Source organism: Streptomyces griseosporeus (assembly GCF_014656055.1).
Taxonomy (GTDB): Bacteria; Actinomycetota; Actinomycetes; order Streptomycetales; family Streptomycetaceae; genus Streptomyces; species Streptomyces griseosporeus.
Genome location: NZ_BNBR01000009.1, coordinates 73,563 through 99,053 on the forward strand (window position 1 = coordinate 73,563; position 25,491 = coordinate 99,053).

Annotated in this window: 25 protein-coding genes; 17 read left to right on the top strand and 8 right to left on the bottom strand. The window is 73.7% G+C overall.

All coding sequences use genetic code 11. The features are described 5' to 3' along the window. Window positions 1–52 precede the first annotated feature (52 nt). The 9 genes from cobM to IE308_RS33765 all read left to right on the top strand — a co-directional run bounded on the left by cobM (window position 53) and on the right by IE308_RS33765 (window position 10,021). Complete coding sequence (gene cobM / locus IE308_RS33725) at window positions 53–871, top strand: precorrin-4 C(11)-methyltransferase (RefSeq protein WP_110627271.1); 819 nt, start codon at window positions 53–55, stop codon at window positions 869–871. Beyond that, the gene (gene cbiE / locus IE308_RS33730) at window positions 868–2,178 is read left to right on the top strand and encodes a precorrin-6y C5,15-methyltransferase (decarboxylating) subunit CbiE (RefSeq protein ID WP_190220802.1); all 1,311 of its coding nucleotides are present in this window, start codon (window positions 868–870) and stop codon (window positions 2,176–2,178) included. The genes cobM and cbiE overlap by 4 nt, the downstream gene beginning before the upstream one ends. Continuing rightward, window positions 2,175–3,875, top strand: coding sequence for a precorrin-3B C(17)-methyltransferase (cobJ, locus tag IE308_RS33735; protein WP_190220803.1), 1,701 nt, complete (start codon window positions 2,175–2,177; stop codon window positions 3,873–3,875). Before cbiE ends, cobJ begins: the two co-directional genes overlap by 4 nt. Continuing rightward, window positions 3,872–4,462 carry a precorrin-8X methylmutase gene (locus tag IE308_RS33740; protein WP_110627274.1) on the top strand — a complete coding sequence of 197 codons (591 nt, stop codon included), beginning with the start codon at window positions 3,872–3,874 and terminating at the stop codon, window positions 4,460–4,462. Before cobJ ends, IE308_RS33740 begins: the two co-directional genes overlap by 4 nt. Then, window positions 4,459–5,373 (top strand): sirohydrochlorin chelatase, encoded by a 915-nt coding sequence (locus IE308_RS33745; RefSeq protein WP_110627275.1) that lies wholly within the window; start codon window positions 4,459–4,461, stop codon window positions 5,371–5,373. Before IE308_RS33740 ends, IE308_RS33745 begins: the two co-directional genes overlap by 4 nt. Further along, the gene (cobC, locus tag IE308_RS33750; RefSeq protein ID WP_190220804.1) at window positions 5,363–6,409 is read left to right on the top strand and encodes an Rv2231c family histidinol phosphate aminotransferase CobC; all 1,047 of its coding nucleotides are present in this window, start codon (window positions 5,363–5,365) and stop codon (window positions 6,407–6,409) included. The genes IE308_RS33745 and cobC overlap by 11 nt, the downstream gene beginning before the upstream one ends. 146 nt (window positions 6,410–6,555) lie before the next feature. Continuing rightward, entirely contained in the window at window positions 6,556–7,791 is a 1,236-nt protein-coding gene (locus IE308_RS33755; protein WP_190220805.1) for a serine hydrolase domain-containing protein, read from the top strand. Window positions 7,792–7,849: 58 nt separating this feature from the next. Then, window positions 7,850–8,944, top strand: coding sequence for an amidohydrolase family protein (locus IE308_RS33760; protein WP_190220806.1), 1,095 nt, complete (start codon window positions 7,850–7,852; stop codon window positions 8,942–8,944). A gap of 159 nt (window positions 8,945–9,103) precedes the next feature. Beyond that, complete coding sequence (locus IE308_RS33765; protein ID WP_190220807.1) at window positions 9,104–10,021, top strand: SCO1860 family LAETG-anchored protein; 918 nt, start codon at window positions 9,104–9,106, stop codon at window positions 10,019–10,021. A 6-nt stretch (window positions 10,022–10,027) separates the two neighbouring features. On the opposite strand, the gene IE308_RS33770 is transcribed toward IE308_RS33765, so the two are convergent. The 3 genes from IE308_RS33770 to IE308_RS33780 are packed head-to-tail and all read right to left on the bottom strand — an operon-like array spanning window position 10,028 to window position 12,560. Next, window positions 10,028–10,858, bottom strand: a complete 831-nt coding sequence (locus tag IE308_RS33770; RefSeq protein WP_110627280.1) for an amino acid ABC transporter ATP-binding protein — start codon at window positions 10,856–10,858, stop codon at window positions 10,028–10,030. Next, window positions 10,855–11,694 carry an amino acid ABC transporter permease gene (locus IE308_RS33775; protein WP_190220808.1) on the bottom strand — a complete coding sequence of 280 codons (840 nt, stop codon included), beginning with the start codon at window positions 11,692–11,694 and terminating at the stop codon, window positions 10,855–10,857. Before IE308_RS33775 ends, IE308_RS33770 begins: the two co-directional genes overlap by 4 nt. A gap of 5 nt (window positions 11,695–11,699) precedes the next feature. Further along, window positions 11,700–12,560 carry a transporter substrate-binding domain-containing protein gene (locus IE308_RS33780; protein WP_110627281.1) on the bottom strand — a complete coding sequence of 287 codons (861 nt, stop codon included), beginning with the start codon at window positions 12,558–12,560 and terminating at the stop codon, window positions 11,700–11,702. 228 nt (window positions 12,561–12,788) lie between these two features. On the opposite strand from IE308_RS33780, the gene IE308_RS33785 reads away from it, so the two are divergent. From IE308_RS33785 to thpD, 5 genes are all read left to right on the top strand, one after another. After that, window positions 12,789–13,889, top strand: coding sequence for a pyridoxal-phosphate-dependent aminotransferase family protein (locus tag IE308_RS33785; RefSeq protein ID WP_190220809.1), 1,101 nt, complete (start codon window positions 12,789–12,791; stop codon window positions 13,887–13,889). A gap of 384 nt (window positions 13,890–14,273) precedes the next feature. Beyond that, complete coding sequence (ectA, locus tag IE308_RS33790) at window positions 14,274–14,780, top strand: diaminobutyrate acetyltransferase (protein WP_110627283.1); 507 nt, start codon at window positions 14,274–14,276, stop codon at window positions 14,778–14,780. 43 nt (window positions 14,781–14,823) lie between these two features. Next, window positions 14,824–16,095, top strand: coding sequence for a diaminobutyrate--2-oxoglutarate transaminase (ectB, locus tag IE308_RS33795; protein ID WP_110627284.1), 1,272 nt, complete (start codon window positions 14,824–14,826; stop codon window positions 16,093–16,095). 21 nt (window positions 16,096–16,116) lie between these two features. Further along, the gene (locus tag IE308_RS33800) at window positions 16,117–16,521 is read left to right on the top strand and encodes an ectoine synthase (protein WP_110627285.1); all 405 of its coding nucleotides are present in this window, start codon (window positions 16,117–16,119) and stop codon (window positions 16,519–16,521) included. 5 nt (window positions 16,522–16,526) lie between these two features. After that, window positions 16,527–17,414 (top strand): ectoine hydroxylase, encoded by an 888-nt coding sequence (thpD, locus tag IE308_RS33805; RefSeq protein WP_190220810.1) that lies wholly within the window; start codon window positions 16,527–16,529, stop codon window positions 17,412–17,414. 96 nt (window positions 17,415–17,510) lie between these two features. On the opposite strand, the gene IE308_RS33810 is transcribed toward thpD, so the two are convergent. The 5 genes from IE308_RS33810 to IE308_RS33830 all read right to left on the bottom strand — a co-directional run bounded on the left by IE308_RS33810 (window position 17,511) and on the right by IE308_RS33830 (window position 22,157). Next, window positions 17,511–18,563 carry an aminotransferase class V-fold PLP-dependent enzyme gene (locus IE308_RS33810; RefSeq protein ID WP_190220811.1) on the bottom strand — a complete coding sequence of 351 codons (1,053 nt, stop codon included), beginning with the start codon at window positions 18,561–18,563 and terminating at the stop codon, window positions 17,511–17,513. Window positions 18,564–18,651: 88 nt separating this feature from the next. Further along, window positions 18,652–19,374, bottom strand: a complete 723-nt coding sequence (locus tag IE308_RS33815) for a DsbA family oxidoreductase (protein ID WP_190220982.1) — start codon at window positions 19,372–19,374, stop codon at window positions 18,652–18,654. Window positions 19,375–19,461: 87 nt separating this feature from the next. Next, on the bottom strand, window positions 19,462–19,962 hold the full coding sequence (locus IE308_RS33820; RefSeq protein ID WP_190220812.1) for a GNAT family N-acetyltransferase: 501 nt from the start codon (window positions 19,960–19,962) through the stop codon (window positions 19,462–19,464). 47 nt (window positions 19,963–20,009) lie between these two features. Then, on the bottom strand, window positions 20,010–20,618 hold the full coding sequence (locus tag IE308_RS33825; RefSeq protein WP_110627289.1) for a DUF1349 domain-containing protein: 609 nt from the start codon (window positions 20,616–20,618) through the stop codon (window positions 20,010–20,012). Between the two features lie 9 nt (window positions 20,619–20,627). Then, window positions 20,628–22,157, bottom strand: a complete 1,530-nt coding sequence (locus IE308_RS33830; RefSeq protein ID WP_190220813.1) for an aldehyde dehydrogenase (NADP(+)) — start codon at window positions 22,155–22,157, stop codon at window positions 20,628–20,630. Between the two features lie 118 nt (window positions 22,158–22,275). Between IE308_RS33830 and IE308_RS33835 the strand changes: the two genes are divergently transcribed. From IE308_RS33835 to IE308_RS33845, 3 genes are all read left to right on the top strand, one after another. Then, entirely contained in the window at window positions 22,276–23,049 is a 774-nt protein-coding gene (locus tag IE308_RS33835; protein WP_110627291.1) for an IclR family transcriptional regulator, read from the top strand. A gap of 130 nt (window positions 23,050–23,179) precedes the next feature. Next, entirely contained in the window at window positions 23,180–24,247 is a 1,068-nt protein-coding gene (locus IE308_RS33840; RefSeq protein WP_229909334.1) for a hypothetical protein, read from the top strand. Next, window positions 24,244–25,491 carry a sensor histidine kinase gene (locus IE308_RS33845; RefSeq protein WP_190220814.1) on the top strand — a complete coding sequence of 416 codons (1,248 nt, stop codon included), beginning with the start codon at window positions 24,244–24,246 and terminating at the stop codon, window positions 25,489–25,491. Before IE308_RS33840 ends, IE308_RS33845 begins: the two co-directional genes overlap by 4 nt.

Below are 25,491 nucleotides of genomic sequence, written 5' to 3' on the forward strand. Positions count from 1 at the left end.
CCGACCCCACTCCCAGTGACCTTCCGTCTTTCCGTACGAGAGGAACCGACCCATGGCCGACACCCCCACCGGCAAGGTGACCTTCGTCGGTGCCGGCCCCGGCGCCGCCGATCTGCTGACCTTCCGCGCCGCCCGCGCCATCGCCGAGGCCGACGTGGTGATCTGGGCCGCCAGCCTGGTGCAGGCGGAAGTCCTGGAGCACGCGCGTGAGGGCGCCACGATCCTGGACTCGGCGACCATGTCGCTGGAGGACGTGGTCGCCGTGTACGAGAAGGCGCACGCCGAGGGCCTGAAGGTGGCGCGCATCCACTCCGGCGACCCCGCCCTGTGGGGCGGCACCCAGGAGCAGCTCGACCGGTGCCACGAGATCGGCATCGCGACCGAGATCGTGCCGGGCGTGTCGTCGTTCTCCGCCGTCGCGGCGCTGGCGCAGCGCGAGCTGACCATCCCCGAGGTGGCGCAGTCCGTGGTCCTCACCCGGCTGGGCGGCGGCAAGACGCCGATGCCGCCCGGGGAGGAGGTGCGGGAGTTCGCCAAGCACGGCACCACCATGGCGGTGTTCCTGTCGGCGGCGCGCAGCGGGCAGCTGGTGCGGGAGCTGCTGGAGGGCGGCTACCCGACGAGCACCCCGGTCGTCGTCGCCTACCAGGCGACCTGGCCGGAGGAGCTGATCGTGCGGTGCACGATCGGCACGCTGGAGGAGACGGTGAAGGAGCACAAGCTCTGGAAGCACACCCTCTTCCTGGTCGGTCCGGCGCTGGACGCGCAGGGCACGCGCTCGCACCTGTACCACCCGGGTCACTTCCACGGCTACCGCAAGGCCGACCCCGAGGCGCGCCGGGCGCTGCGCGAACGGGGTGCGAGCACGTGATCACGGTCGTCGGTACGGGGACCGGGGCGCCGGTTCCCGCCGAGCTGCCGCCCGGCACCGCGCTGGTCGTGGGCGGGCGGCGGCATCTGGACGCCGTACGGCTGCCGGACGGGGCCGAGCGGATCGTGCTCGGGCCGCTGGCGCCCGCGCTGGACGCCGTGGAGCGGCGGCTGGACAAGGGCGAGCGGGTGGTCGTGCTGGCGTCCGGGGACCCCGGGTTCTTCGGGATCGTGCGGGCGCTGGCCGAGCGGTTCGGGCCCGGGCGGCTGGACGTGCGGCCGGGTGTGTCGTCGGTCGCCACGGCGTTCGCGCGGCTCGGGCTGACGTGGGACGACGCGGTGGTGGTGAGCGCGCACGGGCGGGAGCCGCGCACCGCGGTGAACCTGTGCCGGGCGTATCCGAAGGTGGCGGTGCTGACCGGTCCGGGCGCGGGGCCGGCCGAACTGGGCGCGGCGCTGCGGGCGTACGACCGGACGCTGGTGGTCGCCTCGGCGCTCGGCTCGGACCAGGAGCGCGTGGAGCGGGTGACGCCGGCCGAGGCCGCCGCCCGCGACTGGGGCCCTGCGGTGAACGTGGTGCTGTGCCTGGACCCGGAGCGGACCGTGGGCGGGGTGCGCACGGTCGCGGGCGGGCCCGTGCGGCCGGCCGGCTGGGCGCTGCCCGAGGACGACTTCGCGCACCGCGACTCGATGATCACCAAGTTCGAGGTGCGGGCGCTGGCCCTGGCCCGGCTCGGGCCGCGCCCGGGGGACCTGGTGTGGGACGTCGGCGCGGGGTCCGGCTCGGTGGCCGTGGAGTGCGCGCGGCTCGGCGCCGCCGTGACCGCGGTGGAGAAGACCGCGGACGGGGTGGCGCGGGTGCGGGCCAACGCCGCCGCGCACGGGGTCGACGTGCACGTGGTGCACGGGGCGGCGCCGATGGTGCTGTCCGACCTCGACGATCCCGACGCGGTGTTCGTCGGCGGCGGCGGCCGGGAGCTGCCCGCCGTGGTGACGGCGTGCGCGCGGCGGGCCCGGCGGACCGTGGTCGTCGCCATGGCCGCGCTGGACCGGGTGCCGGCGGCGCGGGCCGCCCTCGCGGACGCCGGGTTCGCCGTGGACGGCGTACTGCTGCAGTCGTCACGGCTGGCGCCGCTGCCGGGGGACGTGACCCGGCTCGCGGCCGCCAATCCCGTTTTCCTGCTGTGGGGCGTACGGCCCCCGGCCTGCGCGGACCGGGCTTCCGCTGACGAAGCCTCCGCCGAAGAAGCCTCTGTCGAAGAAGCCTCTGTCGAAGAAGCCTCTGCTGAAGAAGGAGTTCCCCAGTGATCGGCCTCATTTCCGCCACCGCGGCGGGGGCGGCGGCGCGGGACCGGCTGGCCGCGGCGTGGCCGGACCGCACGCGCGTGTACGACGGTCCCGTCGCCGACGCCGTACGGCGGGCGTTCGCCGAGTGCGAGCAGCTCGTCTGCTTCCTGGCGACCGGCGCGGTCGTCCGGCTCGTGGCCCCGCTGCTCGCCGGCAAGACGACCGACCCGGGTGTGGTGTGCGTCGACGAGGCCGGGCGGTACGCGGTGGCGCTGCTCGGCGGCCACGGCGGCGGCGCCAACGACCTGGCCCGCGCGGCCGGCGAGGTGCTGGGCGCGGAGCCCGTGGTGACGACGGCGACCGACGCGGTGGGCATCCCGGGCCTGGACACGCTCGGCCTGCCGGTCGAGGGCGATGTCGCGGGCGTCACCCGCGCCCTGCTGGACGGGGAGCCGGTGGCGCTGGCCGCCGAGGTGCCCTGGCCGCTGCCGCCGGTGCCGTTCGCGGCGGAGGGCGCGCACACGGTGCGGCTGACGGACCGGGCCGTGGCGGCCGGTGAGCGGGAGGTGCTGCTGCGCCCGCCGTCCCTCGTGGTGGGCGTGGGCGCCTCGCGCGGCGCCCCGGTCGAGGAGGTGCTGGGCCTGGTCGAGGACGCGCTGCGGGACGCGGGGCTGTCGGTGCGGTCGGTGGCGGAGCTGGCCACGGTGGACGCCAAGGTCGGCGAGCCGGGCCTGGTGGGCGCCGCCGAGCGGCTGGGGGTGCCCCTGGTGACGTACACCGCCGAGGAGCTGGCGGCCATCGAGGTGCCGAACCCGTCCGACGCGCCGCTCGCCGCGGTCGGCACACCGTCCGTCGCGGAGGCCGCCGCGCTGGCCCGCGGCGGTGAACTCGTCGTGCCGAAGCGGAAGTCGGAGCGCGCCGACGGGCAGCCCGCGATGGCCACGTGTGCCGTCGTACGGCGTCCCGCGCGCGGCCGGCTGGCGGTGGTCGGGCTCGGGCCGGGCGCCCGCGACCTGCTCACTCCGCGGGCCAGGGCCGAACTGCGGCGCGCCTCGGTGCTGGTGGGTCTCGACCAGTACGTCGACCAGATCCGCGACCTGCTGCGGCCCGGCACCCGGATCCTGGAGTCCGGGCTCGGCGCGGAGGAGGAGCGGGCGCGCACCGCGGTCGCCGAGGCCCGCAAGGGGCAGGCGGTCGCGCTGATCGGCAGCGGTGACGCGGGCGTGTACGCCATGGCGTCCCCGGCGCTCGCGGAGGCCTCCGACGACATCGACGTGATCGGCGTGCCCGGGGTCACCGCGGCGCTCGCCGCGGCGGCGGTCCTCGGGGCGCCGCTCGGCCACGACCACGTCTCGATCAGCCTGTCCGACCTGCACACGCCGTGGGAGGTCATCGAGCGGCGGGTGCGCGCGGCGGCCGAGGCGGACATCGTCGTGACCTTCTACAACCCCCGCTCCCGCGGCCGGGACTGGCAGCTGCCGAAGGCCCTGGGCATCCTCGCCGAGCACCGCGCGCCCACCACGCCGGTCGGTGTCGTCCGCCAGGCCTCACGGCCGGACGAGTCCAGCCGGGTGACCACGCTCGGCGAACTCGACCCGGCGTGGGTCGACATGATGACGGTCGTGACGGTGGGCAACACCGCGACCCGGACCATCGCCGGGCGCATGGTGACCCCGCGCGGCTACCGCTGGCAGACCACCGCGGAGGAGGCCCGGTGAACCGCGTCGTGCACCCGATCGAGGAGGAGTCCTACCGGCGGCTGCGCGCCCGCCTGGACACCTCGCACTTCCCGCCGCTGACCCGGGCGGTGGTGGAGCGGGTCATCCACTCCGCCGCCGACCTGGAGTACGCGGACGACCTCGTCATGGACGAGGGCGACCTGGAGCGGGCGCACGCCGCGCTGCACGCCGGGGCGCCCGTCGTCGTCGACGTCGAGATGGTCGGCGCGGGCATCACCCGCCGGGAGACCGTCTGCCGGCTGAAGGACGCCGTGGCCGGTCCGGGGCTGACCCGCTCCGCGCACGGCATCCGGCTCGCCTACGAGCAGGTCGGCCCCGGCGCCCTCTGGGTGATCGGCAACGCGCCGACCGCGCTGGAGGAGCTGCTCACCCTGGACGCCGACCCGGCGCTCGTCATCGGCCTGCCCGTCGGGTTCGTCGGCGCGGTCGAGTCCAAGGCCGCGTTGCGCGAGAGCGGGCTGCCCGCCGTGAGCAACGTGTCCGAGAAGGGCGGCTCGGCGGTCGCGTCCGCCGCGCTGAACGCCCTGCTGTACCACCCCGTTCCGCAGTCGAAGGAGACCCTGTGACCACCCCGCCGCCCGCCCTGCTGATCGCCGGCCACGGCACCCGGGACGACGCCGGAGCGGAGGCGTTCCGCGACTTCGTACGGGAGCTGGGCCGCCGCCACCCCGAACTGCCCGTCGCGGGCGGCTTCATCGAGCTGTCCCCGCCGCCGCTGGGCGAGGCCGTCGCCGAGCTGGTCGAACGGGGCGTGCGGCGGTTCGCGGCCGTGCCGCTGATGCTGGTGTCCGCCGGGCACGCCAAGGGCGACATCCCGGCGGCGCTGGCCCGCGAGAAGGAGCGGCACCCGGGCATCTCGTACACCTACGGCCGCCCGCTGGGCCCGCACCCGTCGCTGCTCGGTGTGCTGGAGCGGCGCCTTGAGGAGGTGCTGGACGGCGTGGACCGCTCGGAGGTCACCGTCCTGCTGGTGGGGCGCGGTTCGACCGACCCGGACGCCAACGCCGAGGTGTTCAAGGCGGCGCGGCTGCTGTGGGAGGGCCGCGGGTACGCCGCCGTGGAGACGGCGTTCGTGTCGCTGGCGGCGCCGGACGTGCCGAGCGGTCTGGAGCGGTGCGCGCGGCTGGGCGCGCGGCGGATCGTCGTGCTGCCGTACTTCCTGTTCACCGGCATCCTCCCGGACCGGGTGCGGAAGCAGACCGAGGAGTGGGCCGCCGCGCACCCGGAGCTGGACGTGCGGTCGGCGGACGTCATCGGGCCGGAGCCGGAGCTGCTGGACCTGGTGATGGAGCGGTACGAGGAGGCGGTCAAGGGCGACCTGCGGATGAACTGCGACTCGTGCGTGTACCGCATCGCGCTCCCCGGGTTCGAGGACAAGGTGGGCCTGCCGCAGCAGCCGCACTTCCACCCGGACGACGACGGCGACCACCACCACGGGCATCACCACCACGGGCACGGTCACGCCCATGCGCACTGAGCACGATCTGCGGCACCACGGGGACGCGGAGGTCCGCGACGACGGGGCGAAGCTGGTCGACCTCGCCGTGAACGTGCGGGCCGACACCCCGCCCGCGTGGCTGCGGGAGCGGATCGCCGGCTCGCTGGGGGGGCTGGCCGCCTACCCCGACGGGCGGGCGGCCCGCGCCGCCGTCGCCGCCCGGCACGGGCTGGAGCCCGGGCGGGTACTGCTGACGGCGGGCGCGGCGGAGGCGTTCGTCCTGCTGGCGCGGGCGCTGAAGGTGCGGCGGCCGGTGGTGGTGCACCCGCAGTTCACCGAGCCGGAGGCGGCACTGCGGGACGCCGGCCACTCCGTCGGGCGGGTGCTGCTGCGGGAGGCGGACGGCTTCCGGCTGGACGCGGCCGCGGTGCCCGAGGACGCGGACCTGGTGGTGATCGGCAACCCGACCAACCCGACGTCGGTGCTGCACCCCGCCGAGGCGATCGCCGCGCTGGCCCGGCCGGGGCGGACGCTCGTCGTCGACGAGGCGTTCATGGACGCGGTCCCCGGGGAGCGGGAGGCGCTGGCCGGGCGGACCGACGTACCGGGCCTGGTCGTGCTGCGCAGCCTGACCAAGACGTGGGGACTGGCCGGGCTGCGCATCGGGTACGTCCTCGCCGCCCCCGAGCTGATCGCCGAGCTGGAGCGCGCCCAGCCGCTGTGGCCGGTGTCCACGCCGGCGCTGGCCGCCGCGCAGGCCTGCGTGGAGCCGGCCGCGCTGGGGGAGGCGGGGCACGCCGCGCACCGCATCGCCGCGGACCGGGCGTACCTGGTGGCGGGGCTGTCGTCGTTCGAAGGGGCCGGGCTGCGGGTGGTGACACCGGCCGAGGGACCCTTCGTGCTGGTGCGCGTGCCGGGCGCGGCGGAGGTACGGCGGCGGCTGCGGGAGCGCGGCTGGGCGGTGCGGCGCGGGGACACCTTCCCGGGGCTGGGCGAGGACTGGCTGCGGCTCGCGGTGCGGGACCGGGCGACGGCGGACGGGTTCCTCGCGGCGCTGGGGGCGGTGCTGGGCTAGGGGACGAGACACCCTCTGGGGACCGGGCGGCTCCGAACGAGTGGACTCGGCCGGGTCCCCCGGCGCAAGGCGGCCGCGGGCCGGGGGCCGGGTGGTGAGGTTCTGCCGTCCGTCCCCCTCCCGTCCCCTCCCGGAAGAGGCCCCGCATGCGATCCGTCCCCTCCCGCCGTGTGTTCACCGCGGCGCTGCTCGCCGCGGCCGCGCCGGCGTCCCTGGCCGCGAGCCCCGCCGCGGCCGTTCCCACCACCGGACACCCCCGCTGCGACCAGGAGCGGAAGGGCGACTGGGCCTGGGACCCGGACCGGGAAGGCTGCCCGAGGGACGGGCTCGACCCCGAGCTGACCGCCCGGCTGGACAGGACCATCTCGGACGTACGCCGGCAGGCCGGCATCCCCGGTGCCGTCGTCGGGCTGTGGCTGCCCGGACAGGGCCGCTACGTCCGCGCCTCCGGGGTGGCCGACACCGCCACCGGCGCGCCCATGCGTGCCGACTCCTACGTCCGGATCGGCAGCGAGACCAAGACCTTCACGGTCACCGCCCTGCTCCAGCTCGTCGACCAGGGCCGCGTCGGGCTGGACGATCCGGTCTCCCGCTACCTCCGCGGCGTGCCCGACGGGGACCGCATCACGCTGCGGCAGCTCGCCGGGATGCGCAGCGGGCTGTTCCCGTACACCTCCGACCCCGACTTCGTGCGCGATGTGCTGAGCGACCCGCAGCGCAAGTTCACGCCGTGGGAGCTGCTGGCGTACGGCTTCCGGCACCCGAACACCTTCCCGCCGGGGCAGCAGTGGCAGTACTCCAACAGCAACCTCATCGTGCTCGGCCTGGTCATCGAGAAGGTCACCGGGCAGCGCCTCGCCGACGTCATCCACCGGCGGGTGCTGCGCCCGGCCCGGCTGCACCACACGCTCTTCCCCGAGGGCGCCGAGTTCCCCCAGCCACACCCGCACGGCTACACCGACCAGACCCTGAGCGGCGCGGTCGCCGACGCCACGGACTGGGACCCCAGCTGGGCGTGGGCGGCCGGGGCGATGATCTCCGACCTGCACGATCTGCACAGCTGGGCCAGGACCGTCGCCACGGGCACCCTGCTGAGCCCGCAGACGCAGGCGCAGCGGCTGCGGCTGCTGCCGACGGGCGTCCCCGGACTCCGCTACGGCCTCGGGATCTTCGAGACCGGCGGCTGGATCGGCCACAACGGCTCCATCCCGGGCTACGAGACGGTGACCGTGTACCTGCCCCCGCGGCAGGCCACCCTCGTCGTCATGATCAACACGGACATCACGGTCGGCGGGCAGGAGCCGTCCACGCTGCTGGCGCGGGCGATCACGCAGGTCGCGACGCCGGGGAACGTGTACGACGGCTCGGTCACGCCGCGCTGACCACCGCGTCCGGGCACCCCCTGCCGCTCCCCGCGGACACCGCACTAGGGTGCGGTACATGAGCGACGATCACGTGGTGCTGCATGTGAAGGGGCGGGTGCTGGCCGGGCCCGAGGACGTGCGGGACGAGCTGTGGGTGGTCGGGGGGCGGGTGTCGTACGACCGTCCCGCCGGCGCCCGTGACGTGCGGACCGTGGAGGGGTGGGCGCTGCCCGGGCTCGTCGACGCCCACTGCCATGTGGGGCTCGGCCCGGACGGGCCGGTGCCCGAGGACAGGGCCGAGAAGCAGGCGCTGACCGACCGGGAGGCCGGGACGCTGCTGATCCGGGACGCGGGCTCGCCGTCGGACACCCGCTGGATCGACGCGCGCGACGACCTGCCGAAGATCATCCGGGCGGGGCGGCACATCGCCCGCACCCGGCGCTACATCCGCAACTACGCCCACGAGGTCGAACCCAACCAGCTCGTCGCCTACGTCGCCCAGGAGGCGCGGCGCGGTGACGGGTGGGTCAAGCTCGTCGGCGACTGGATCGACCGCGACCTCGGGGACCTCGCCGCGTGCTGGCCCCGGGAGGCCGTCGAGGCGGCGATCGCCGAGGCGCACCGGCTGGGCGCCCGTGTCACCGCGCACTGCTTCGCCGAGGACTCCCTGCGCGACCTGGTCGAGGCCGGCATCGACTGCGTCGAGCACGCGACCGGACTGACCGAGGACACCATCCCGCTGTTCGCGGAGCGCGGGGTCGCCATCGTGCCGACGCTCGTGAACATCGCCACCTTCCCGCACCTCGCGGCCGGCGGCGAGCGGCGCTACCCGGTGTGGGCGGACCACATGCGGCGTCTGCACGCCCGCCGCTACGACACCGTGCGCGCCGCCTGGGACGCCGGTGTGCCGGTGTTCGTCGGGACGGACGCGGGCGGCTCGCTGGCGCACGGCCTGGTCGCCGGGGAGGTCGCGGAGCTGGTCACCGCCGGCATCCCGCCGGTGGCCGCGCTGTCGGCGACGACATGGGGGGCGCGTGCCTGGCTGGGGCGGCCGGGCCTGGAGGAGGGGGCTCCGGCGGACCTGGTGGTGTACGAGGCGGATCCGCGGGCGGATGTGCGGGTGCTGGCGGCGCCGCGCCGGGTGGTCCTCAACGGACGGGTCGTGAGCTAATCGAAAACCCGGCCGGAAACCCCTCTTTGGGGTGAAGTCACGGAGCATACGCGCCCGTTCACTCTTCGTACGTAATTCTTACGGGGTCCCAAGCATCACCACTCTGGTCCCGAGCACCACAACTCTGGTCCGGAGCACCACTCCTCTGGGGGTCCCACCGTGAACGGCACGACCATCCGTATGCCCGCACGCCGCCGTCTCGCCGCCGTCGCCGCGGCCACGGCCCTGACCGCCGGTCCCCTGGCCGTGGCCGGCGCGGGCTCCGCGCACGCCACCGGCGACCAGGGCCGCGCGAGCGCCACCGTCCTGCGCACCGGGCTCGACGTGTCCCTGCTCGACAAGACCGTGGACGTCCCGCTCGCGGTCTCCCTCAACGAGGTGCACGCGCCGCAGAGCGCCGGGAAGACCACGCTGACCGCACGGCTGGACGGCGTCGACGGCGGGCAGCCGTTCAGCGTGCTGCGGGCGGACGTGGCGTCTGCGCGGGCCACGGTGAGCGCGCACAGGGCCGAGGCGCGTACCGAGCTGGCCCACGCGCGGCTGCACGTCCCCGGGCTGCCGCTGCTGTCGCTCGTCGAGGTCGACTCGGTCACCTCCAGTGCGGTCTGCGAGGCGGGCAGCGCGCCGGTCGCCACGGCGAACGTGGTGGGCGCGGTGACCGTCCTGGGCAAGCGGGTGACGCTGAGCGCCGGCGGCCCGACCGAGGTGAAGGTGCCCGGCGTCGGCGAGGTGCGGCTGGAGCTGTCGCAGCGGCAGACCACCTCCCGTACGGCCGCGGCCACCGCGCTTCGGCTGCGGGTCTCCGTCAACCCGCTGAAGCTCAACGTGGCCGAGGTGGAGGGCACGCTGACGCTGGCGGAGGCCACCTGCGAGAGCCCCGCCGCACCGGCGGCCGCGGCTCCCGAGAAGCCGGCCGCGGAGGTGGAGCCGCAGCAGGCCGCCGCCCCGGCCGAGGTGGCGGAGGCGGGGCTCGCCGAGACCGGTGGCGGGTCCGTGACGCCGTATGTCGCGGGCGGTGCCGTGGCCCTGCTGGTGGCCGGCGGCGGCGCGGTCGTCGTGGCCCGCCGCCGCGGCTGACCCGGGCTACTCCCGGTCCTTGCCCACCTGGTCGGACGTCTCCTCCTCGACCTCGGCCATCGCCGGGTCGAGGAGGCGGGACAGGAAGTGCCGGGTGCGCTCGTGCTGCGGGTCGCCGATGACCTGGGCGGGCGTGCCGTCCTCGACGACGACCCCGCCGTCCATGAAGACGACCCGGTCGGCGACCTCGCGGGCGAACGTCATCTCGTGGGTGACGACCATCATCGTCATGCCCTCCCGCGCCAGCATCCGCATGACGGCGAGGACGTCGCCCACCAGCTCCGGGTCGAGCGCCGAGGTCGGCTCGTCGAACAGCATCACCTCGGGGCCCATCGCCAGGGCGCGGGCGATGGCCACCCGCTGCTGCTGGCCGCCGGAGAGGGAGGACGGGTAGGCGTCCGCCTTCTCGGCGAGTCCGACCCGCTCCAGGTTCTCGGCGGCCACCCGCGCCGCCTCCGCCTTGCCCCGCCTCAGCACCCGGCGCTGCGGCAGGGTGAGGTTCTCGGTCACCGTCAGATGCGGGAACAGGTTGAACTGCTGGAAGACCATGCCGATCCGGCGGCGCACGGCGTCGATGTCGACGTCCGGGTCGGTGACCTCGATGCCGCCGACGAAGACCTGCCCCTTGGTCGGCTCCTCCAGCAGGTTGACGCAGCGCAGCAGCGTGGACTTGCCGGAGCCGGACGGGCCGATGACGCAGACGACCTCGCCCTGGCCGATCTCCAGGTCGATGCCGCGCAGCACGTCGTTGGCGCCGAAGGACTTGTGCAGGCCCCTGATCGCTATCTCGGGCCGGGCGCCGTTCTCGGTGCGGGCCCGGTTCTCGGTGCGGCTCACTTGACGGCCTCCTGGGCCTTGGCCTCCATGCGGCGGACGACGAAGCCGAGCGGCACGGTGATCAGCAGGTAGCACAGGCCGGCGACGAGGATCGGCGTGGAGTTGGCGGTCGTGCTGGCCAGGTCGCGGCCGAACTTGGTCAGTTCCCGCTCCTCCAGGGTGACACCGAGGAACAGCACCAGCGAGGAGTCCTTGAACAGCAGGACGAGTTCGTTGGTGAGCGGCGGCAGGATGATGCGGAACGCCTGCGGGATGATGATGGAGACCATCGCGCGGGCCGGGGAGAAGCCCAGCGAACGGGCCGCCTCCATCTGCCCCTTGGGCACGGCCTGGATGCCCGCGCGGATCGTCTCCGCCATGTACGCGGCGGCCACCAGGCCGAGCGCGAGCGCCACCTTGCCGTAGGTGCCGCCGGCGATCTCCGTGCCGGGGAAGGCGAGCGGCACCGCCACCCCGATGAAGACGAAGATCAGCAGGGCGGGCAGGCCGCGGAAGATCTCGATGTAGAGACCGGCGACCCACCGGTAGGGCCGGACGGACGACAGCCGCATCAGCGCGATGACCATGCCGAGCGCCAGCCCGACGGCGAAGCCGGACACCGTGTAGAGCACGGTGTTCTTCAGCGCCATGGTGATGACGTCGGGGAACATCTGCCGCGCGATGTCCTTCTGCGCGAACTGGTTCTGCAGCCGGTCCCAGTCGGCCGTGACCGCGAGGGCGACCACGGCGGCGGCGAAGACGGCGTACTGCACACCGCGTGACAGGCCGCGCTTCTGGCGCCGGGTCAGCCCCTTCTTGCGGGGCGGCACCCGCAGGTCTGTGTCTGTGTCGGTCATGGAGTTCAGGACGCGGAGGCGGACGGCGAGGCGGCGGACGCGTCGTACGGGCCGATCCACTTCTCGTACAGCTTCTTGTACGTGCCGTCGGCCTTGGCGTCGGCGATCGCCTTGTTGATGGCCTCGCGCAGCTTGGTGTTGCCCTTCTTCACCGTGAAGCCGTACTGCTCGCCGGTGTTGAGGTTGTCGACGACCTTGAAGGCGTCGGCGTTGGCCTTGTCCTTCAGCCAGCCCTGGACGACCGGGTAGTCGATGATGACGGCCTTGACCTGGCCGGTGCGCAGGCCGTTGAGCACGGCGTCGGAGGACTCGAAGGAGACCGGGTCGAAGCCCTGCTTCTTGGCGTAGTCCTCGCCGGTGGTCTGCGCCTGGGCGCCCAGCTTCACGCCCTTGGACTTCACGTCGGCGAGCGAGGAGACACCGCTCTTCTTGTCGACGAGGACGGCCTGGGTGGCGTCGAAGTACGGGTCGGAGAAGTCGACGTTCTTCTTGCGCTCCTCGGTGATCGTCATGCCGGCGGCGGCGAGGTCGCACTGGCCGGAGTTGAGGAACGCGCCGGTCTTGAAGTTCTCGAACGGCGTGTCCACGATCTTCTGCTTCACGCCGAGGTTCTTGGCGACGAGGTCGATGAGGGCGACGTCGAAGCCCTGCACCTTGCCGTCGATCTCCGACTGGAACGGCGGGTACGGCAGGTGGGTGCACGTGGTCAGCTGACCCGCCTTGACCAGCTCGACACCGCCGGCGGCGGTCTTCGAGCCGCTGCCGCCGTCGTCGGTGGAGGTGCAGGCGGCCACGAGCGCCAGCGCGGCCGCGGCGGTGCCGGCGGCCAGGAGGCGGCGGGTCCGGCGCCCGGGGTGCGTGTTCACGGGGAGCCTCTCGGTAAGGGAACAGGGAGTTCCGATTATAAGGAGAAGTTTGGGTCCCTCAAATCAAACCCATGGCTATCGGGCCGTACGACCTAAGAAGTCGGCGGCCAGGGTCCTGTGGACGAGCGGCGAACGGGCGGCCGGACGGTGCCGGTTACCCTCGATCTTGCCGGGCCCCGCGGGGTCCGCCCCCCTGAGTTCGGCCCCTTGAGTGAAGGAAGCACCGCCGTGACGCACCCGTTCCTGGACCTGGCCCCGCTCAGCGCGGCGCGCTTCGCGTCGATCGAGGACCGTGTGGCGCGGCTCCTGCACACCGGGCAGGACGTGCTGATCATGCAGGGCGAGGCGCTGCTGCCGCTGGAGGGGGCGATCCGCGCGGCGGCCGGTCCGGGCACGACCGCGCTGAACGTGATCACCGGGCCGTACGGGCAGACGTTCGGGAACTGGCTGCGCGACTGCGGGGCCGAGGTGATCGACCTGGCGGTGCCGTTCCACACGGCGGTCACCGCGGAGCAGATCCGGGCGGCCCTCGCCGAGCGCCCGGAGATCGACTTCGTGTCCCTGGTGCACGCGGAGGCGGCCACCGGCAACACCAACCCGGTCGCGGAGATCGGGCCGGTGGTGCGCGAGCACGGTGCACTGTTCTACCTGGACGCGGTGGCGTCGGTCGGCGCGGAGCCGGTGCTGGTGGACGCGTGGGGCGTGGACCTGTGCGTGATCGGCGCGCAGAAGGCGATGGGCGGACCGGCGGGTGTGTCGGCGGTGTCGGTCAGCGAGCGGGCCTGGGCCCGGATGGCGGCGAACCCGCGGGCGCCGCGCCGCTCCTACCTGTCCCTGCTGGACTGGAAGGAGCGCTGGATCGACGCCGGCCGTACGGCGCTGCCGCACGCTCCGGCCCAGCTGGAGATGCTCGCGCTGGAGGCGTGCCTGGAGCGGATCGAGGCGCAGGGCCTGGACGCGGTGATGGCCCGGCACGCGCGCGCGGCGGCCGCGACCCGGGCGGGCGCGCTCGCGCTGGGCGGCGGCCTGGAGCCGTACGTCCATGACGCGGCGGACGCCGCGCCGGTCGCCACGACGCTGCGGGCGCCGGCCGGGACCGACGCGGTGGAGCTGGTGGCGCGGGCGCTGGAGAGCGACCCGGCGCTGCCGGTGAGCGCGGGCGGCGGCGCGCTGGCCAAGGAGATGATCCGGGTCAACCACTACGGGCCCGACGCCACCGCGGCGACGGTCCGCGGTGCCCTCGTCGCGCTGGGCCAGGCGCTCGCGGAGCGGGGCCTGAGCGTCGACGTGGCCGCCGCGCTCGGTGCGGCGGACGCGGCCGGGCGGTAGCGGCGGGCGGCCGGGCGGCAGCTGCCGGGCGCCCTCGAAGGGCGCCCTCCCGGAATTCCTTTCCCGCATTCCCCGTGTATTCCGCATTCCTCGCGCATTTCCGAACGATGAGGTTCCCGTCCTCTTCTGCCCGCTTCTCGCGACCCTAAACGCAAAGATTTCGCGAACGCTTCGCGAGGTAATTCAGGGAGATTCCGTGAGGACCGGACGGCTGTGACACGTTCCACATGACGCGGCGATTTGCGAAGTTTTCCCCGTGCAAATCGGTACAACGTTCACCAAGCTCGCGCACCTGTCCGCGCCCGCGCGATAACACAACGGTCGGCCGCAGCAAAGCCCATCCGGCTATGCATTTTTGAATTGCTCTCGGTAAATTCAATCCGCATGACTGCCGCACCAGCAGACCTGCTCATCGACCGTCCGTCGGTGGCCGACGGATCCGCGCTCTGGCGTATCGCCCGGGACTCCGAGGCCCTCGACCTGAACTCCTCCTACAGCTATCTGCTGTGGTGCCGTGACTTCGCCGGCACCTCCGCCGTGGCGCGCCGGGAGGACGGGCAGCCGATCGGGTTCGTCACCGGGTACGTACGGCCGGAGCGGCCGCACACCCTGCTCGTCTGGCAGGTGGCCGTCGACTCGGCGTACCGCGGGCGGGGGCTGGCCGCCGCCCTGCTCGACGGGCTGACCGCCCGGCTCGCCGCCGAGCGCGCGATCACCGAGGTCGAGACCACCATCACCCCCGGCAACACCGCCTCCGAGCGGCTGTTCACCTCCTTCGCGGCACGCCACGGCGCCACCGTCGAGCGGGAGGTCCTGTTCGACGCGGGGCTCTTCCCGGACGGCCCGCACGACCCCGAGGTCCTCTACCGCATCGGGCCCCTCTCCCTCTGATCCGGCACCCCGCCCACACCCCCACACCGAGGAGCGATTCGTCGTGACCATCACCCAGCCCGACCTGAGCGTCTTCGAGACCCTGGAGTCCGAGGTGCGCAGCTACTGCCGCGGCTGGCCCACCGTTTTCGACCGTGCGCAGGGCAGCCGGATGTACGACGAGGACGGGCACGAGTACCTGGACTTCTTCGCCGGCGCCGGTTCCCTGAACTACGGGCACAACAACCCGGTCCTGAAACGGGCGCTGATCGACTACCTGATGCGGGACGGCGTCACCCACGGGCTCGACATGTCGACGACGGCCAAGCGGGCCTTCCTGGAGTCCTTCCAGAACCTGGTGCTGCGCCCGCGCGACCTGCCGTACAAGGTCATGTTCCCGGGTCCGACCGGCACCAACGCCGTGGAGTCCGCGCTGAAGCTGGCGCGGAAGGTGAAGGGACGCGAGGCGATCGTGTCGTTCACCAACGCCTTCCACGGCATGTCGCTGGGCTCCCTCGCCGTCACCGGCAACGCCTTCAAGCGGGCCGGGGCCGGTATCCCGCTGGTGCACGGCACGCCGATGCCGTTCGACAACTACTTCGACGGCAAGGTCCCGGACTTCCTGTGGTTCGAGCGGCTGCTGGAGGACCAGGGCTCCGGCCTGAACAAGCCCGCCGCGGTGATCGTGGAGACCGTGCAGGGCGAGGGCGGCATCAACGTGGCCCGGCCCGAGTGGCTGCGCGCGCTCAAGGAGCTGTGCGAGCGGCAGGACATGCTGCTGATCGTCGACGACATCCAGATGGGCTGCGGGCGCACCGGTGCCTTCTTCTCCTTCGAGGAGGCGGGCATCACCCCGGACATCGTCACTGTGTCCAAGTCCATCAGCGGCTACGGCCTGCCGATGTCGCTGTGCCTGTTCAAGCCCGAGCTGGACGTGTGGGAGCCGGGCGAGCACAACGGCACCTTCCGCGGCAACAACCCGGCGTTCGTCACGGCGACGGCCGCGCTGGAGACGTACTGGACCGACGGCTCCGCCATGGAGAAGCAGACCCGGACCCGCGGCGAGCAGGTCGAGCAGGGGCTCATCGCGATCTGCGAGGAGAACCTGCCCGACGTCAAGGAGTACCGGGGCCGCGGCCTGGTGTGGGGCATGGAGTTCCACGACAAGGCCCGCGCCGGGCGCATCGCGCGGCGCGCCTTCGAGCTGGGGCTGCTCGTGGAGACCTCCGGCCCGGAGAGCGAGGTCGTCAAGCTGCTGCCGGCCCTGACCATCACCCCGGACGAGCTGGACGAGGGCCTGAAGATCCTCGCCCGCGCCGTCCGTGAGACCGCCTGATCGACTAGGAGTGGCACCACCGTGATCGTCCGATCGTTCAAGGACATCGAAGGCACCGACCGGCATGTGAAGGCCGCGTCCGGCACCTGGGAGAGCAAGCGGATCGTCCTCGCCAAGGAGCGGGTCGGCTTCTCCCTGCACGAGACCATCCTCTACGCCGGGACCGAGACGTCGATGTGGTACGCCAACCACATCGAGGCCGTCGTCTGCACGAAGGGCGAGGCCGAACTCACCGACCACGAGGCCGGGAAGACGTACACGATCACCCCCGGCACCATGTACCTCCTCGACGGGCACGAGCGGCACACGCTGCGCGTCAAGGAGGACTTCCACTGCATCTGCGTGTTCAACCCGCCCGTCACCGGACGGGAGGACCACGACGAGAACGGCGTCTACCCGCTGCTCACCGAGCCCGAGGAGGTGTGACACCCATGACCGCTGTCACCGACCTGTACCCCACCCGCGGCACCAGTGAGGTGACCGTGCCCCGCCAGGACCCGGTCGTCTGGGGCTCCCCGGACACCCCGGGCCCCATCGCCACCGCCGACCTGCAGGCCTACGAGCGGGACGGCTTCCTCGCCGTCGACCAGCTGATCACCGAGGACGAGGTCGCCGTCTACAAGGCGGAGCTGGACCGGCTGGTGAACGACCCCGCCATCCGCGCCGACGAGCGCTCGATCGTCGAGCCGAAGTCCAAGGAGATCCGCTCGGTCTTCGAGGTGCACCGGATCAGCGAGGTGTTCGCCAACCTGGTGCGCGACGAGCGGGTCGTCGGCCGGGCCCGGCAGATCCTCGGCTCGGACGTGTACGTCCACCAGTCCCGGATCAACGTCAAGCCGGGCTTCGGCGCGAGCGGCTTCTACTGGCACTCCGACTTCGAGACCTGGCACGCCGAGGACGGCCTGCCGAACATGCGGACCGTGTCCGTCTCGATCGCGCTGACGGAGAACTTCGCCACCAACGGCGGCCTGATGATCATGCCCGGCTCGCACCGGACCTTCCTGGGCTGCGCGGGCGCCACGCCGGAGGACAACTACAAGAAGTCCCTCCAGATGCAGGACGCGGGCACGCCGTCCGACGAGGCGCTGACCGAGCTGGCGAGCGAGCACGGCATCCGGCTGTTCACCGGCAAGGCCGGCTCGGCGACCTGGTTCGACTGCAACTGCATGCACGGCTCCGGCGACAACATCACGCCGTACCCGCGCAGCAACGTCTTCATCGTGTTCAACAGCGTGGAGAACACGGCGGTGGAGCCGTTCGCGGCACCGGTGCGCCGACCGGAGTTCATCGGCGCGCGGGACTTCACGCCGGTGCGGTAGGCGCTTCCTCAGGACACCGGGCCGGGCCCCCTCGTGTGGGACGGGGGGCCCGGCCCGGTCCTGTGCCGTCAGCCGTCAGCCGTCAGAGGCCGATCGTCAGCCGGAGAGCACGTCGAGCAGGCGGTCCACGTCCTGCGGGGTGTTGTAGAGGTGGAAGGACGCCCGCAGGTTGCCCGCGCGGTCGGAGACCTCGATGCCCGCGGCGCTCAGCTCGGGCTGGCGGTGGCCGAGTCCGGGGACGGAGACGATGGCGGAGCCGGGGGCGGCGACGGGTTCGTGGCCGAGCGCGGCGAGACCCGTGCGGAACCGGTCGGCCAGCGCGGTGTCGTGGGCGTGGACGGCTTCCACGCCCAGTTCCTCGATCAGTTCCAGGGAGGCGCGCAGCCCGGCCCAGCTGAACAGGCTCGGGCTGATGTCGAACCTGCGTGCCGAGCGGGCCAGTTCGGTGACCGGGCCATAGCAGCTGTCCCAGGGCTTCTCCCCCGCGACCCAGCCGGCGAGGAGCGGGGCGAGCGAGCCGGGGTCCTCGGGGCCGACGAAGAAGGCGGCGCCGTGCGGGCCGAGGAGCCACTTGAAGCCCACGGAGGCGAGGAAGTCGTAGGTGCCGGGGTCGATCGGCAGCCAGCCGGCCGACTGGGAGGCGTCGAGGTAGATCCGCGCTCCGTGGGCCCGGGCCGCGTCCCGGACGGCGGCGAGGTCGGCGACGCGGCCGTCGGCGGACTGGGCGGTGCTGACCGCGACCAGCGCGGTGTCGGGGCGGACGGCGTCGGCGATCCGGTCCAGCGGGACGGCGCGCACCTTGAGGTCGCCGCGCATGTGGAACGGGTTCACCAGGGAGGCGAAGTCGGCCTCGGCCGTCAGGACTTCGGCGCCGGCGGGCAGCGAGGCGGCGATCAGGGCGCCGTACTCCGCGACCGAAGCGCCGGTCGCCACCCGTTCGACGGGCACCCCGGCGATCCGGGCGAAGGAGGCGCGGGCGGCCTCCACGTCCCCGTACAGCGGGGTGAGCGGCCGGCCCTCGGCCCGCATCCGCACCGCGCGGTGCACGGCGGCGACGGTGCGGGCCGGCAGCAGGCCGTTGCTCGCGGTGTTCAGGTAGGTGTTCTCCGGTGCGAACTCGGCGCGGACGAGGCTCTCGAAGGTCTCCATGGAACCACTGTGAGCCCTGACCTTCCCCAAGTCCATTGCATTCTTTTACGTGGTCACGCAAAGGACTGCTTATGGATGGGCCACCGGATCAGTGCTGCGGCACCGCGCACCCGTCCGGCCCGCAGGCGTCCGCGTCGCCCCGGCCCTGGTCGATCAGGGTCAGCGGGGAGCGCTCGCCCCAGGCCTGCGCGAGGGCCTGCGCGAAGACCTCGGCGGGCTGGGCGCCGGAGACGCCGTACTTCCGGTCGAGGACGAAGAACGGCACACCGCTCGCGCCGAGCTGGGCGGCCTCGCGTTCGTCGGCGCGCACCTCGGCGGCGTAGGCGTCCGGGTCGGCGAGCACCTTGCGGGCGGCGTCGGCGTCCAGTCCGGCCTCGACGGCCAGCTCCACGAGCCGCTCGTCGCCCTCGGTGAAGACGGAGCGCTCCTCGGCGAAGTTGGCGCGGTAGAAGATCTGGACGAGCTGGTCCTGGCGGCCCTGCTCCTTGGCGAAGTGCAGCAGGCGGTGCATGTCGAAGGTGTTGCCGTGGTCGCGGCCCCGGGTGCGGTACTCCAGGCCCTCGGCGGCGGCCTGCGCGCCGACGTTGTCCTCGGCGGCCTGGGCCTGCGCCTCGCTCATGCCGTACTTCTTCGCGAGCATCGGGATGACGGGCCCGGCGTCGCCCTTGGCGCGCCCCGGGTCCAGTTCGAAGGAGCGGTGCACCACCTCGACGTCGTCGCGGTGCGGGAAGGCCGCGAGCGCCTTCTCGAAGCGGGCCTTGCCCACGTAGCACCAGGGGCAGGCGATGTCGCTCCAGATCTCGACGCGCAGGGTCACGGTTCACTCACTCCAGTCGCAGGGGGGCACGGAGACGTCCTCGGCCTCCGCAGGAGTGTATGAACGTTCAAACAGCCGGTTTCATTCCCCCGGCCGGGGCACCGCCAGTGACAGCCGCAGGCCGAGGTGATGGTCGCCGGGGGCGTACGGCCGGTCGGGGTCCGCTGTCCAGCCCTGCCGGGCGTAGAACGCGCGCGCCCGGGCGTTGTCCACGTGCACGTCGAGGACGGCGGCGCGCCGCCGGTCGGCGCGCCACTGCTCGACGCAGGCGGCGTGCAGGGCCGTACCGACGCCGGTGCGCCAGCGGCCGGGCTCGACATGGAACTGGTACAGCTTGACGGTGTGCGCGGGGCCGCCCTCCGGCACGCGGAAGGAGGCGATGCCGGTGAGCACCCCGTCCTCCACCACGCCCAGCACCTGCCCGTCCGGGCGCTCGACGGCGGTCCGCCAGGCGGCGAGCCAGTCGGTGCCGTCGTCCGGGAGCCCGTCCGGGTAGTACGTCGACCGGGCCCGGGTGTGCAGGGCGGCGACGGCCCCGGCCTCGGCGGGCAGGACGGTGCGGATCACACGTCGGCTGATCATGCCCGTCAGGACGCGTACCGCGGCGGCGGGGTTCCCCGGCCGCCCGCTCAGCTGCCGTCTCTGAGGTCGTCCGGCCAGGCCGGCCGGAACTCCAGGTGGTCGAAGGTCACCGCGCAGCCCTCCCCCAGTGGCGACTGGGTCATGAAGCCGACCAGGGCCGCGCCCGTCTCCTTCTCCTCGCCGAGCGTGAAGAGGCGGACGAAGGTCCAGCGCTCGCCGTCGCGGGAGGCGTGGAAGGCGAAGGCACGGCCGGTGCGGCTGACCCGCAGCCACACCGAACTGCCCGTCACGGTGAAGGAGTTGGCGTCGTCGGAGTGCCCCCGGGTGACCACCGTGCACACGGTGGGCACGTCCGGGGAGTACTCCAGGCACAGTTTGGCCCAGGCCCGTTCGCCGACGTGGACGTAGAGCGCCCCGGCGTCGAACGCCGCGCCGAACCCCACGGTGACCCGGGCGATCAGCTGGAAGTCACCCTCGGGCGCGCCCAGCAGCCGCGGTGCGTCGGCGGCCGGCTCGACCGCCTCCCCGGTGGGCGGCACGAAACGGTCCTGGCGTGCGCCGGCCCACCCGGTGAGCACCCCGCCCTCGTAGGACCAGTTGCCGTCGGGGCCGTAGGTGCGCAGCCGGAAGGGGAGTTCGGGAAGCTCTGCGTCCATGGGCGGCTTCTACCGCTCCAGGCGTCCGTTGAACCGCCGCGGCAGCCCCAGCGGGTTGTCGTCGCGCAGCTCCGGCGGCAGCAGGGCCTCGGGCGCGTTCTGGTAGGCGACCGGGCGCAGCCAGCGCTCGATGGCCGTGCCGCCCACGGAGGTGGAGGTGGAGGTCGTCGCCGGGTACGGGCCGCCGTGGTGCTGGGCAGCGGCCACGGCGACGCCCGTCGGCCAGCCGTTGACGAGCACACGTCCGGCGAGCGGGGTCAGCTCGGCGAGGATCTCGGTGGCCCGGCCCTCGCCGGCGGCCTCGGCCTCCGACACCTGGACCGTCGCCGTGAGGTTGCCGGGCAGCCGGGACAGGACGGCCTTGACCTCGTCCTCGTCGTCGTAGCGGGCGACGACGGTGACCGGGCCGAAGCACTCCTCCAGCAGCAGGTCGTGCTCGTCCTCGGCGGCCAGCCGGCTCGCCGGGACGGTGAGGAAGCCGGCGCTGACCGTGTGCTCGCCGCCCGCGCCCGGCGTCACCGGCGCGTCCACGTCGGGCAGCTGGGCGCGCTCGGCGACCCCGGCGACGAAGTTGTCCCGCATGCGGTGGTCGAGCAGGACGCCGGGGTCGGTGTTGCTCACGGCGTCGGTGAGGGACTTGACCAGGCCGTCGCCGGCGGCGCCGGACGGCACCAGCACCAGGCCGGGCTTCACGCAGAACTGGCCGACGCCCAGCGTCATGGACCCGGCGAGCCCGGCGCCGATGGCCTCGGCGCGCTCGGCGGCGGCGGCCTCGGTGACCACGACCGGGTTCAGGGAGCCCAGCTCACCGTGGAAGGGGATCGGCACGGGGCGCGCGGCGGCCGCGTCGAACAGCGCGCGCCCGCCGCGGATCGAGCCGGTGAAGCCGGCCGCGGCGACCAGCGGGTGCCTGATCAGCTCGACGCCCGCCTCGAAGCCGTGCACGAGACCGACGACACCGGCGGGGATGCCGTGCTCCGCGGCGGCGTTCCGCAGCACCCTGGCGACCACCTCGGACAGGGCCGGGTGGTCGGGGTGGGCCTTGACCACGACGGGGCAGCCCGCGGCGAGCGCGCTCGCGGTGTCGCCGCCGGCCACGGAGAAGGCGAAGGGGAAGTTGGACGCCGAGTAGACGGCGACCACGCCGAGCGGCACCTTGTAGCGGCGCAGGTCGGGGATGGGCGGGGTGGCGGTGTCGTCGGGGTGGTTGATGACGACGTCGAGGAAGGCGCCCTCGTCGACGATGCCGGCGAAGGCGCGCAGCTGGTAGCAGGTGCGGGCGAGTTCGCCGTTGAGCCGGACCGGGCCGAGCGCGGTCTCCGCGTCGGCGACCTCGACGAGCTGGCCCTTCGCGGCCTCCAGGTGGTCGGCGGCGGTGCGCAGGAAGGCGGCGCGGACCGTGCGGTCGGCGAGCGCCTCGCGCGCGGCGTGGGCGGCCGTGACGGTGGCGTCCACCTCCTGGGCTGTGGCCTCCACCGCAACCTGTTCCCGCTGCTTCCCGGTTCGGGGGTCGACACTCCAGACTGGTGCTGCTGCCACCGTGGGGTCCTTTCCAGTACTCGCCCGTCCACCAGGGGCGTTCGATATACTGAACGCTGTCTCTGATGATGAATGCAGTTCGGAGACTATTTCCCGTCGGATGAAGGGGTCAAGGGCGATGTCTGCAGGCGAGACGGGCGGCGGGGCGCAGGTCAAATCGGCGGTACGGACGGTGGAACTGCTGGAGTACTTCGCCGCACGCCCCGGAATGCACTCCCTCGCCTCCGTGCAGGAGGCCGTCGGCTACCCCAAGTCCAGTCTCTACATGCTGCTGCGCACCCTGGTCGAACTGGGCTGGGTGGAGACGGACGCCACCGGCACGCGGTACGGCATCGGGGTGCGGGCGCTGCTGGTCGGCACGTCGTACATCGACGGCGACGAGGTGGTGGCGGCGGCCCGGCCGACCCTGGACCGGCTGTCGGACGACACGACGGAGACCATCCACCTGGCGCGCCTCGACGGCACCAACGTGGTCTACCTGGCCACCCGCCAGTCCCAGCACTACCTGCGCCCCTTCACCCGGGTCGGGCGCCGGCTGCCCGCGCACTCGACCTCGCTCGGCAAGGCGATCCTGTCCACGTTCAGCGACGAGCAGGTCCGCAAGATGCTCCCGGAGACGCTGCCCGCGCTCACCGAGAACACCATCACCGACCGGGAGAAGCTCATCGAGGAGCTGCACCAGGTGCGCGAGCAGGGCTTCGCCGTGGACCGCGAGGAGAACACCCTCGGGCTGCGCTGCTTCGGCGTGGCGATCCCGTACCGCACCCCGGCCCGTGACGCGATCAGCTGCTCGGTGCCGGTGGCGCGGCTGACCCCGGCGCACGAGCAGATGGTCAAGGACGCCCTGTTCGACGCCCGCGACCGGCTGACGCTGGCGACGCGGCGCCTCTGAACGGCATAGGGCCGGAGCAGGAGTCCGCGGCTCCCCCGGCCCGGTAGGACCCGCGTCTCCGCCGCGCGGCGGAGACGGATCGTCGGTGCGCAGGACGCGCGGGCCGGGCGGGGCGCGGGAGCGTGGGGCCATGACGCAGTCACCCGGCTCCGCCGTCCCCGCCTTCGGCTCCGCTGCTCCCGCAGGTCCCGCCGCTTCCTCCCCCTCCTCCCCCTCCTCCCCCGACGTCGCCGGGCGCGTCCCGCTCGGCCGTTCCCGCCGGATCCTGCGCGCTGTCGCCGTCGCCTCCTGTCTGCCGTACCTCTCGCTGAAGGCCGCCTGGATCGCCGGGAGCCGGATCGGGATCCCGCGGGGCAGCTCGCTGCTGGAGCACCCCACGACCATGGCGGTCGCCAACAGCGTGACCGTGCTGATGGACGCGGCGGTGATCGTGCTGGCGCTGGTGCTGACCCGGCCGTGGGGGCTGCGGGCGCCGGCGTGGCTGCTCGCGGTGCCGGTGTGGGTGGCGACCGGGCTGCTGGCGCCGATCATGGCCGGGTTCCCGCTCCAGCTCGCGGCACGGGCCCTCGGCGGTGGCGGCGGGCACCGGACGGCGCGCGAGCCGTTCCTCGACGAGTGGGTCTTCGGGGTGGTGTACACCGGGTTCATCGTGCAGGGCGTCGCGCTGGGCACGCTGTTCGCGCTGTACGCCCGGGACCGGTGGGGGCAGCTGTGGCGCGGGCCGGTGTGGGAGCTGCCGGTCAGCGTGGTCGGTGCGGCCCAGCGGTGCACGGCCGTCGCCGCGGGCGTGCTCGCCCTGTTCCCGCTCACCGTGCACCTGCTGTGGGCGTGCGGCGCCACCACCGGACTGAGCGAGGGCCGCGTCCCGGAGCGCACCGGCGCCTTCTACGCCCTGGAGGCGGTGTACGTCCTGTTCCTGCTGGCCGCCGTCACGGGCGCCGGCCTGCTGGCCTTCCGGCGCGGCCGGCCCCTGCCCGTGACGGTGCCGCTCGCCCTCGCCTGGGTCGGCTCCGGCGCCGCCGCCTGCTGGGGCGCGTGGCTGTCGGTGGCCGCGCTGACCGCGGTGGACGACCCCGCCGACCGGGCCACGCCGCTGATGCTGCTGACCTACGCTGGCCAGATGATCACCGGGTTCCTCGTCGCCGCGGTCGCCGCCCACTTCCTCGCGGAGCGCTCGACGACGGGGCGCGCGGCGTGAGAGACGTCCTGCGGCCGCTGTTGGGCCGGCGGGCGCGCCTCCGTTGGATCCATCTGATCCTCGGCGGCGCGCTCGCCATGCCGTACGTCTTCGTCGGCGAGCTGATCGTCGGCCCCACGCTGGACGCCCGGTACGTCTTCGGTGATCTGCCCCTCCAACTGCTGTCGTTCGTGCTGGGGTTGCCGCTCGCCGCGCTCACCGCGGCGGTGTTCCCGATGACCCGGCCGCTGGAGGCGGGCGCCGCGCGCGCCCTGTGCGGCATCGCCCCTGACCGGCTGGCGTACGGCCCCGCCCGGGGCCGGCCGGCGCGGGGCCGGACGGCGGCCTGGTTCACGCTGCACCTGGGGTTCGGCGGGATCGTCGCCGGGATGTCGCTGGCGGTGCCACCGCTCGCGGCCGTGCTGCTGGCGCTGCCCCTGGCGGCGCCGTTCGGCAGCCGGCTCGGCATGCCGCGCTCCTTCGGCGGTGCCGAGGCACTGGTACTGGCGCCGGTGACCGGAGCCGTCCTGCTCCTCGCGCTCGCGGGCTGTGCCGCCGGTGCGGGCGCGCTGCTGGCCCGCTGGGCGCCGGCGCTGCTCGGGCCGACGCCGGAGGACCGGCTCGCGGCGGCCGAGGCGCGCGCCGCCGACCTCGCGGTGCGCAACCGGCTGGCGCGCGAACTGCACGACTCCGTCGGGCACGCCCTGAGCGCCGTCATGCTCCAGGCGAGCGCCGCCCGCCGGGTCCTGGACAGCGACCCGGAGTTCGCCCGCGAGGCGCTCGCCGCGATCGAGGACACCACCCGGCGCACGGTGGGCGACCTCGACGCGGTGCTCGGCGTGCTGCGCGACGGCGACGCGCCCGGCACGGCTCCCGCGCCCACCCTCGCCGCCGACCTGGACGGGCTGCTGCGCCGCACGCGCGCGGGAGGCGTACGGGTCACGGCCGACGTCACCGTGGACCCGGCCGCGCTGCCGCCGGTGCTGTCCCGGGAGGCGTACCGGATCGTGCAGGAGGGGCTGAGCAACGCCCTGCGGCACGCCGGTCAGCGGGTGGAGGTCAGGCTGCGCGTCGAGGCCGCCGACGGCCGCCTGGAGATCACCGTCGAGAACCCGCTGGGCGGGGCCGGGCCGTGCCGCCCCGGCGGCGGCCACGGCCTGCGCGGCATGGCCGACCGGGCCCGCCTGCTGGGCGGCACCGCCGAGGCGGGCCCGCGGGAGGGCGTCTGGCGCCTGCACGTACGACTGCCGATGAAAGACAGCTGA

Bases quoted from the DNA above. Each gene is read 5' to 3' on its own strand.
- IE308_RS33775 (WP_190220808.1), bottom strand. From the start codon at position 11,694: ATGACCGACACAGACACAGACCTGCGGGTGCCGCCCCGCAAGAAGGGG.
- IE308_RS33760 (WP_190220806.1), top strand. From the start codon at position 7,850: ATGAGCGACGATCACGTGGTGCTGCATGTGAAGGGGCGGGTGCTGGCC.
- thpD (WP_190220810.1), top strand. From the start codon at position 16,527: ATGACCGCTGTCACCGACCTGTACCCCACCCGCGGCACCAGTGAGGTG.
- cobM (WP_110627271.1), top strand. From the start codon at position 53: ATGGCCGACACCCCCACCGGCAAGGTGACCTTCGTCGGTGCCGGCCCC.
- IE308_RS33835 (WP_110627291.1), top strand. From the start codon at position 22,276: ATGTCTGCAGGCGAGACGGGCGGCGGGGCGCAGGTCAAATCGGCGGTA.
- IE308_RS33755 (WP_190220805.1), top strand. From the start codon at position 6,556: ATGCGATCCGTCCCCTCCCGCCGTGTGTTCACCGCGGCGCTGCTCGCC.
- IE308_RS33825 (WP_110627289.1), bottom strand. From the start codon at position 20,618: ATGGACGCAGAGCTTCCCGAACTCCCCTTCCGGCTGCGCACCTACGGC.
- ectA (WP_110627283.1), top strand. From the start codon at position 14,274: ATGACTGCCGCACCAGCAGACCTGCTCATCGACCGTCCGTCGGTGGCC.
- IE308_RS33820 (WP_190220812.1), bottom strand. From the start codon at position 19,962: ATGATCAGCCGACGTGTGATCCGCACCGTCCTGCCCGCCGAGGCCGGG.
- IE308_RS33810 (WP_190220811.1), bottom strand. From the start codon at position 18,563: ATGGAGACCTTCGAGAGCCTCGTCCGCGCCGAGTTCGCACCGGAGAAC.
- IE308_RS33840 (WP_229909334.1), top strand. From the start codon at position 23,180: ATGACGCAGTCACCCGGCTCCGCCGTCCCCGCCTTCGGCTCCGCTGCT.
- cobC (WP_190220804.1), top strand. From the start codon at position 5,363: ATGCGCACTGAGCACGATCTGCGGCACCACGGGGACGCGGAGGTCCGC.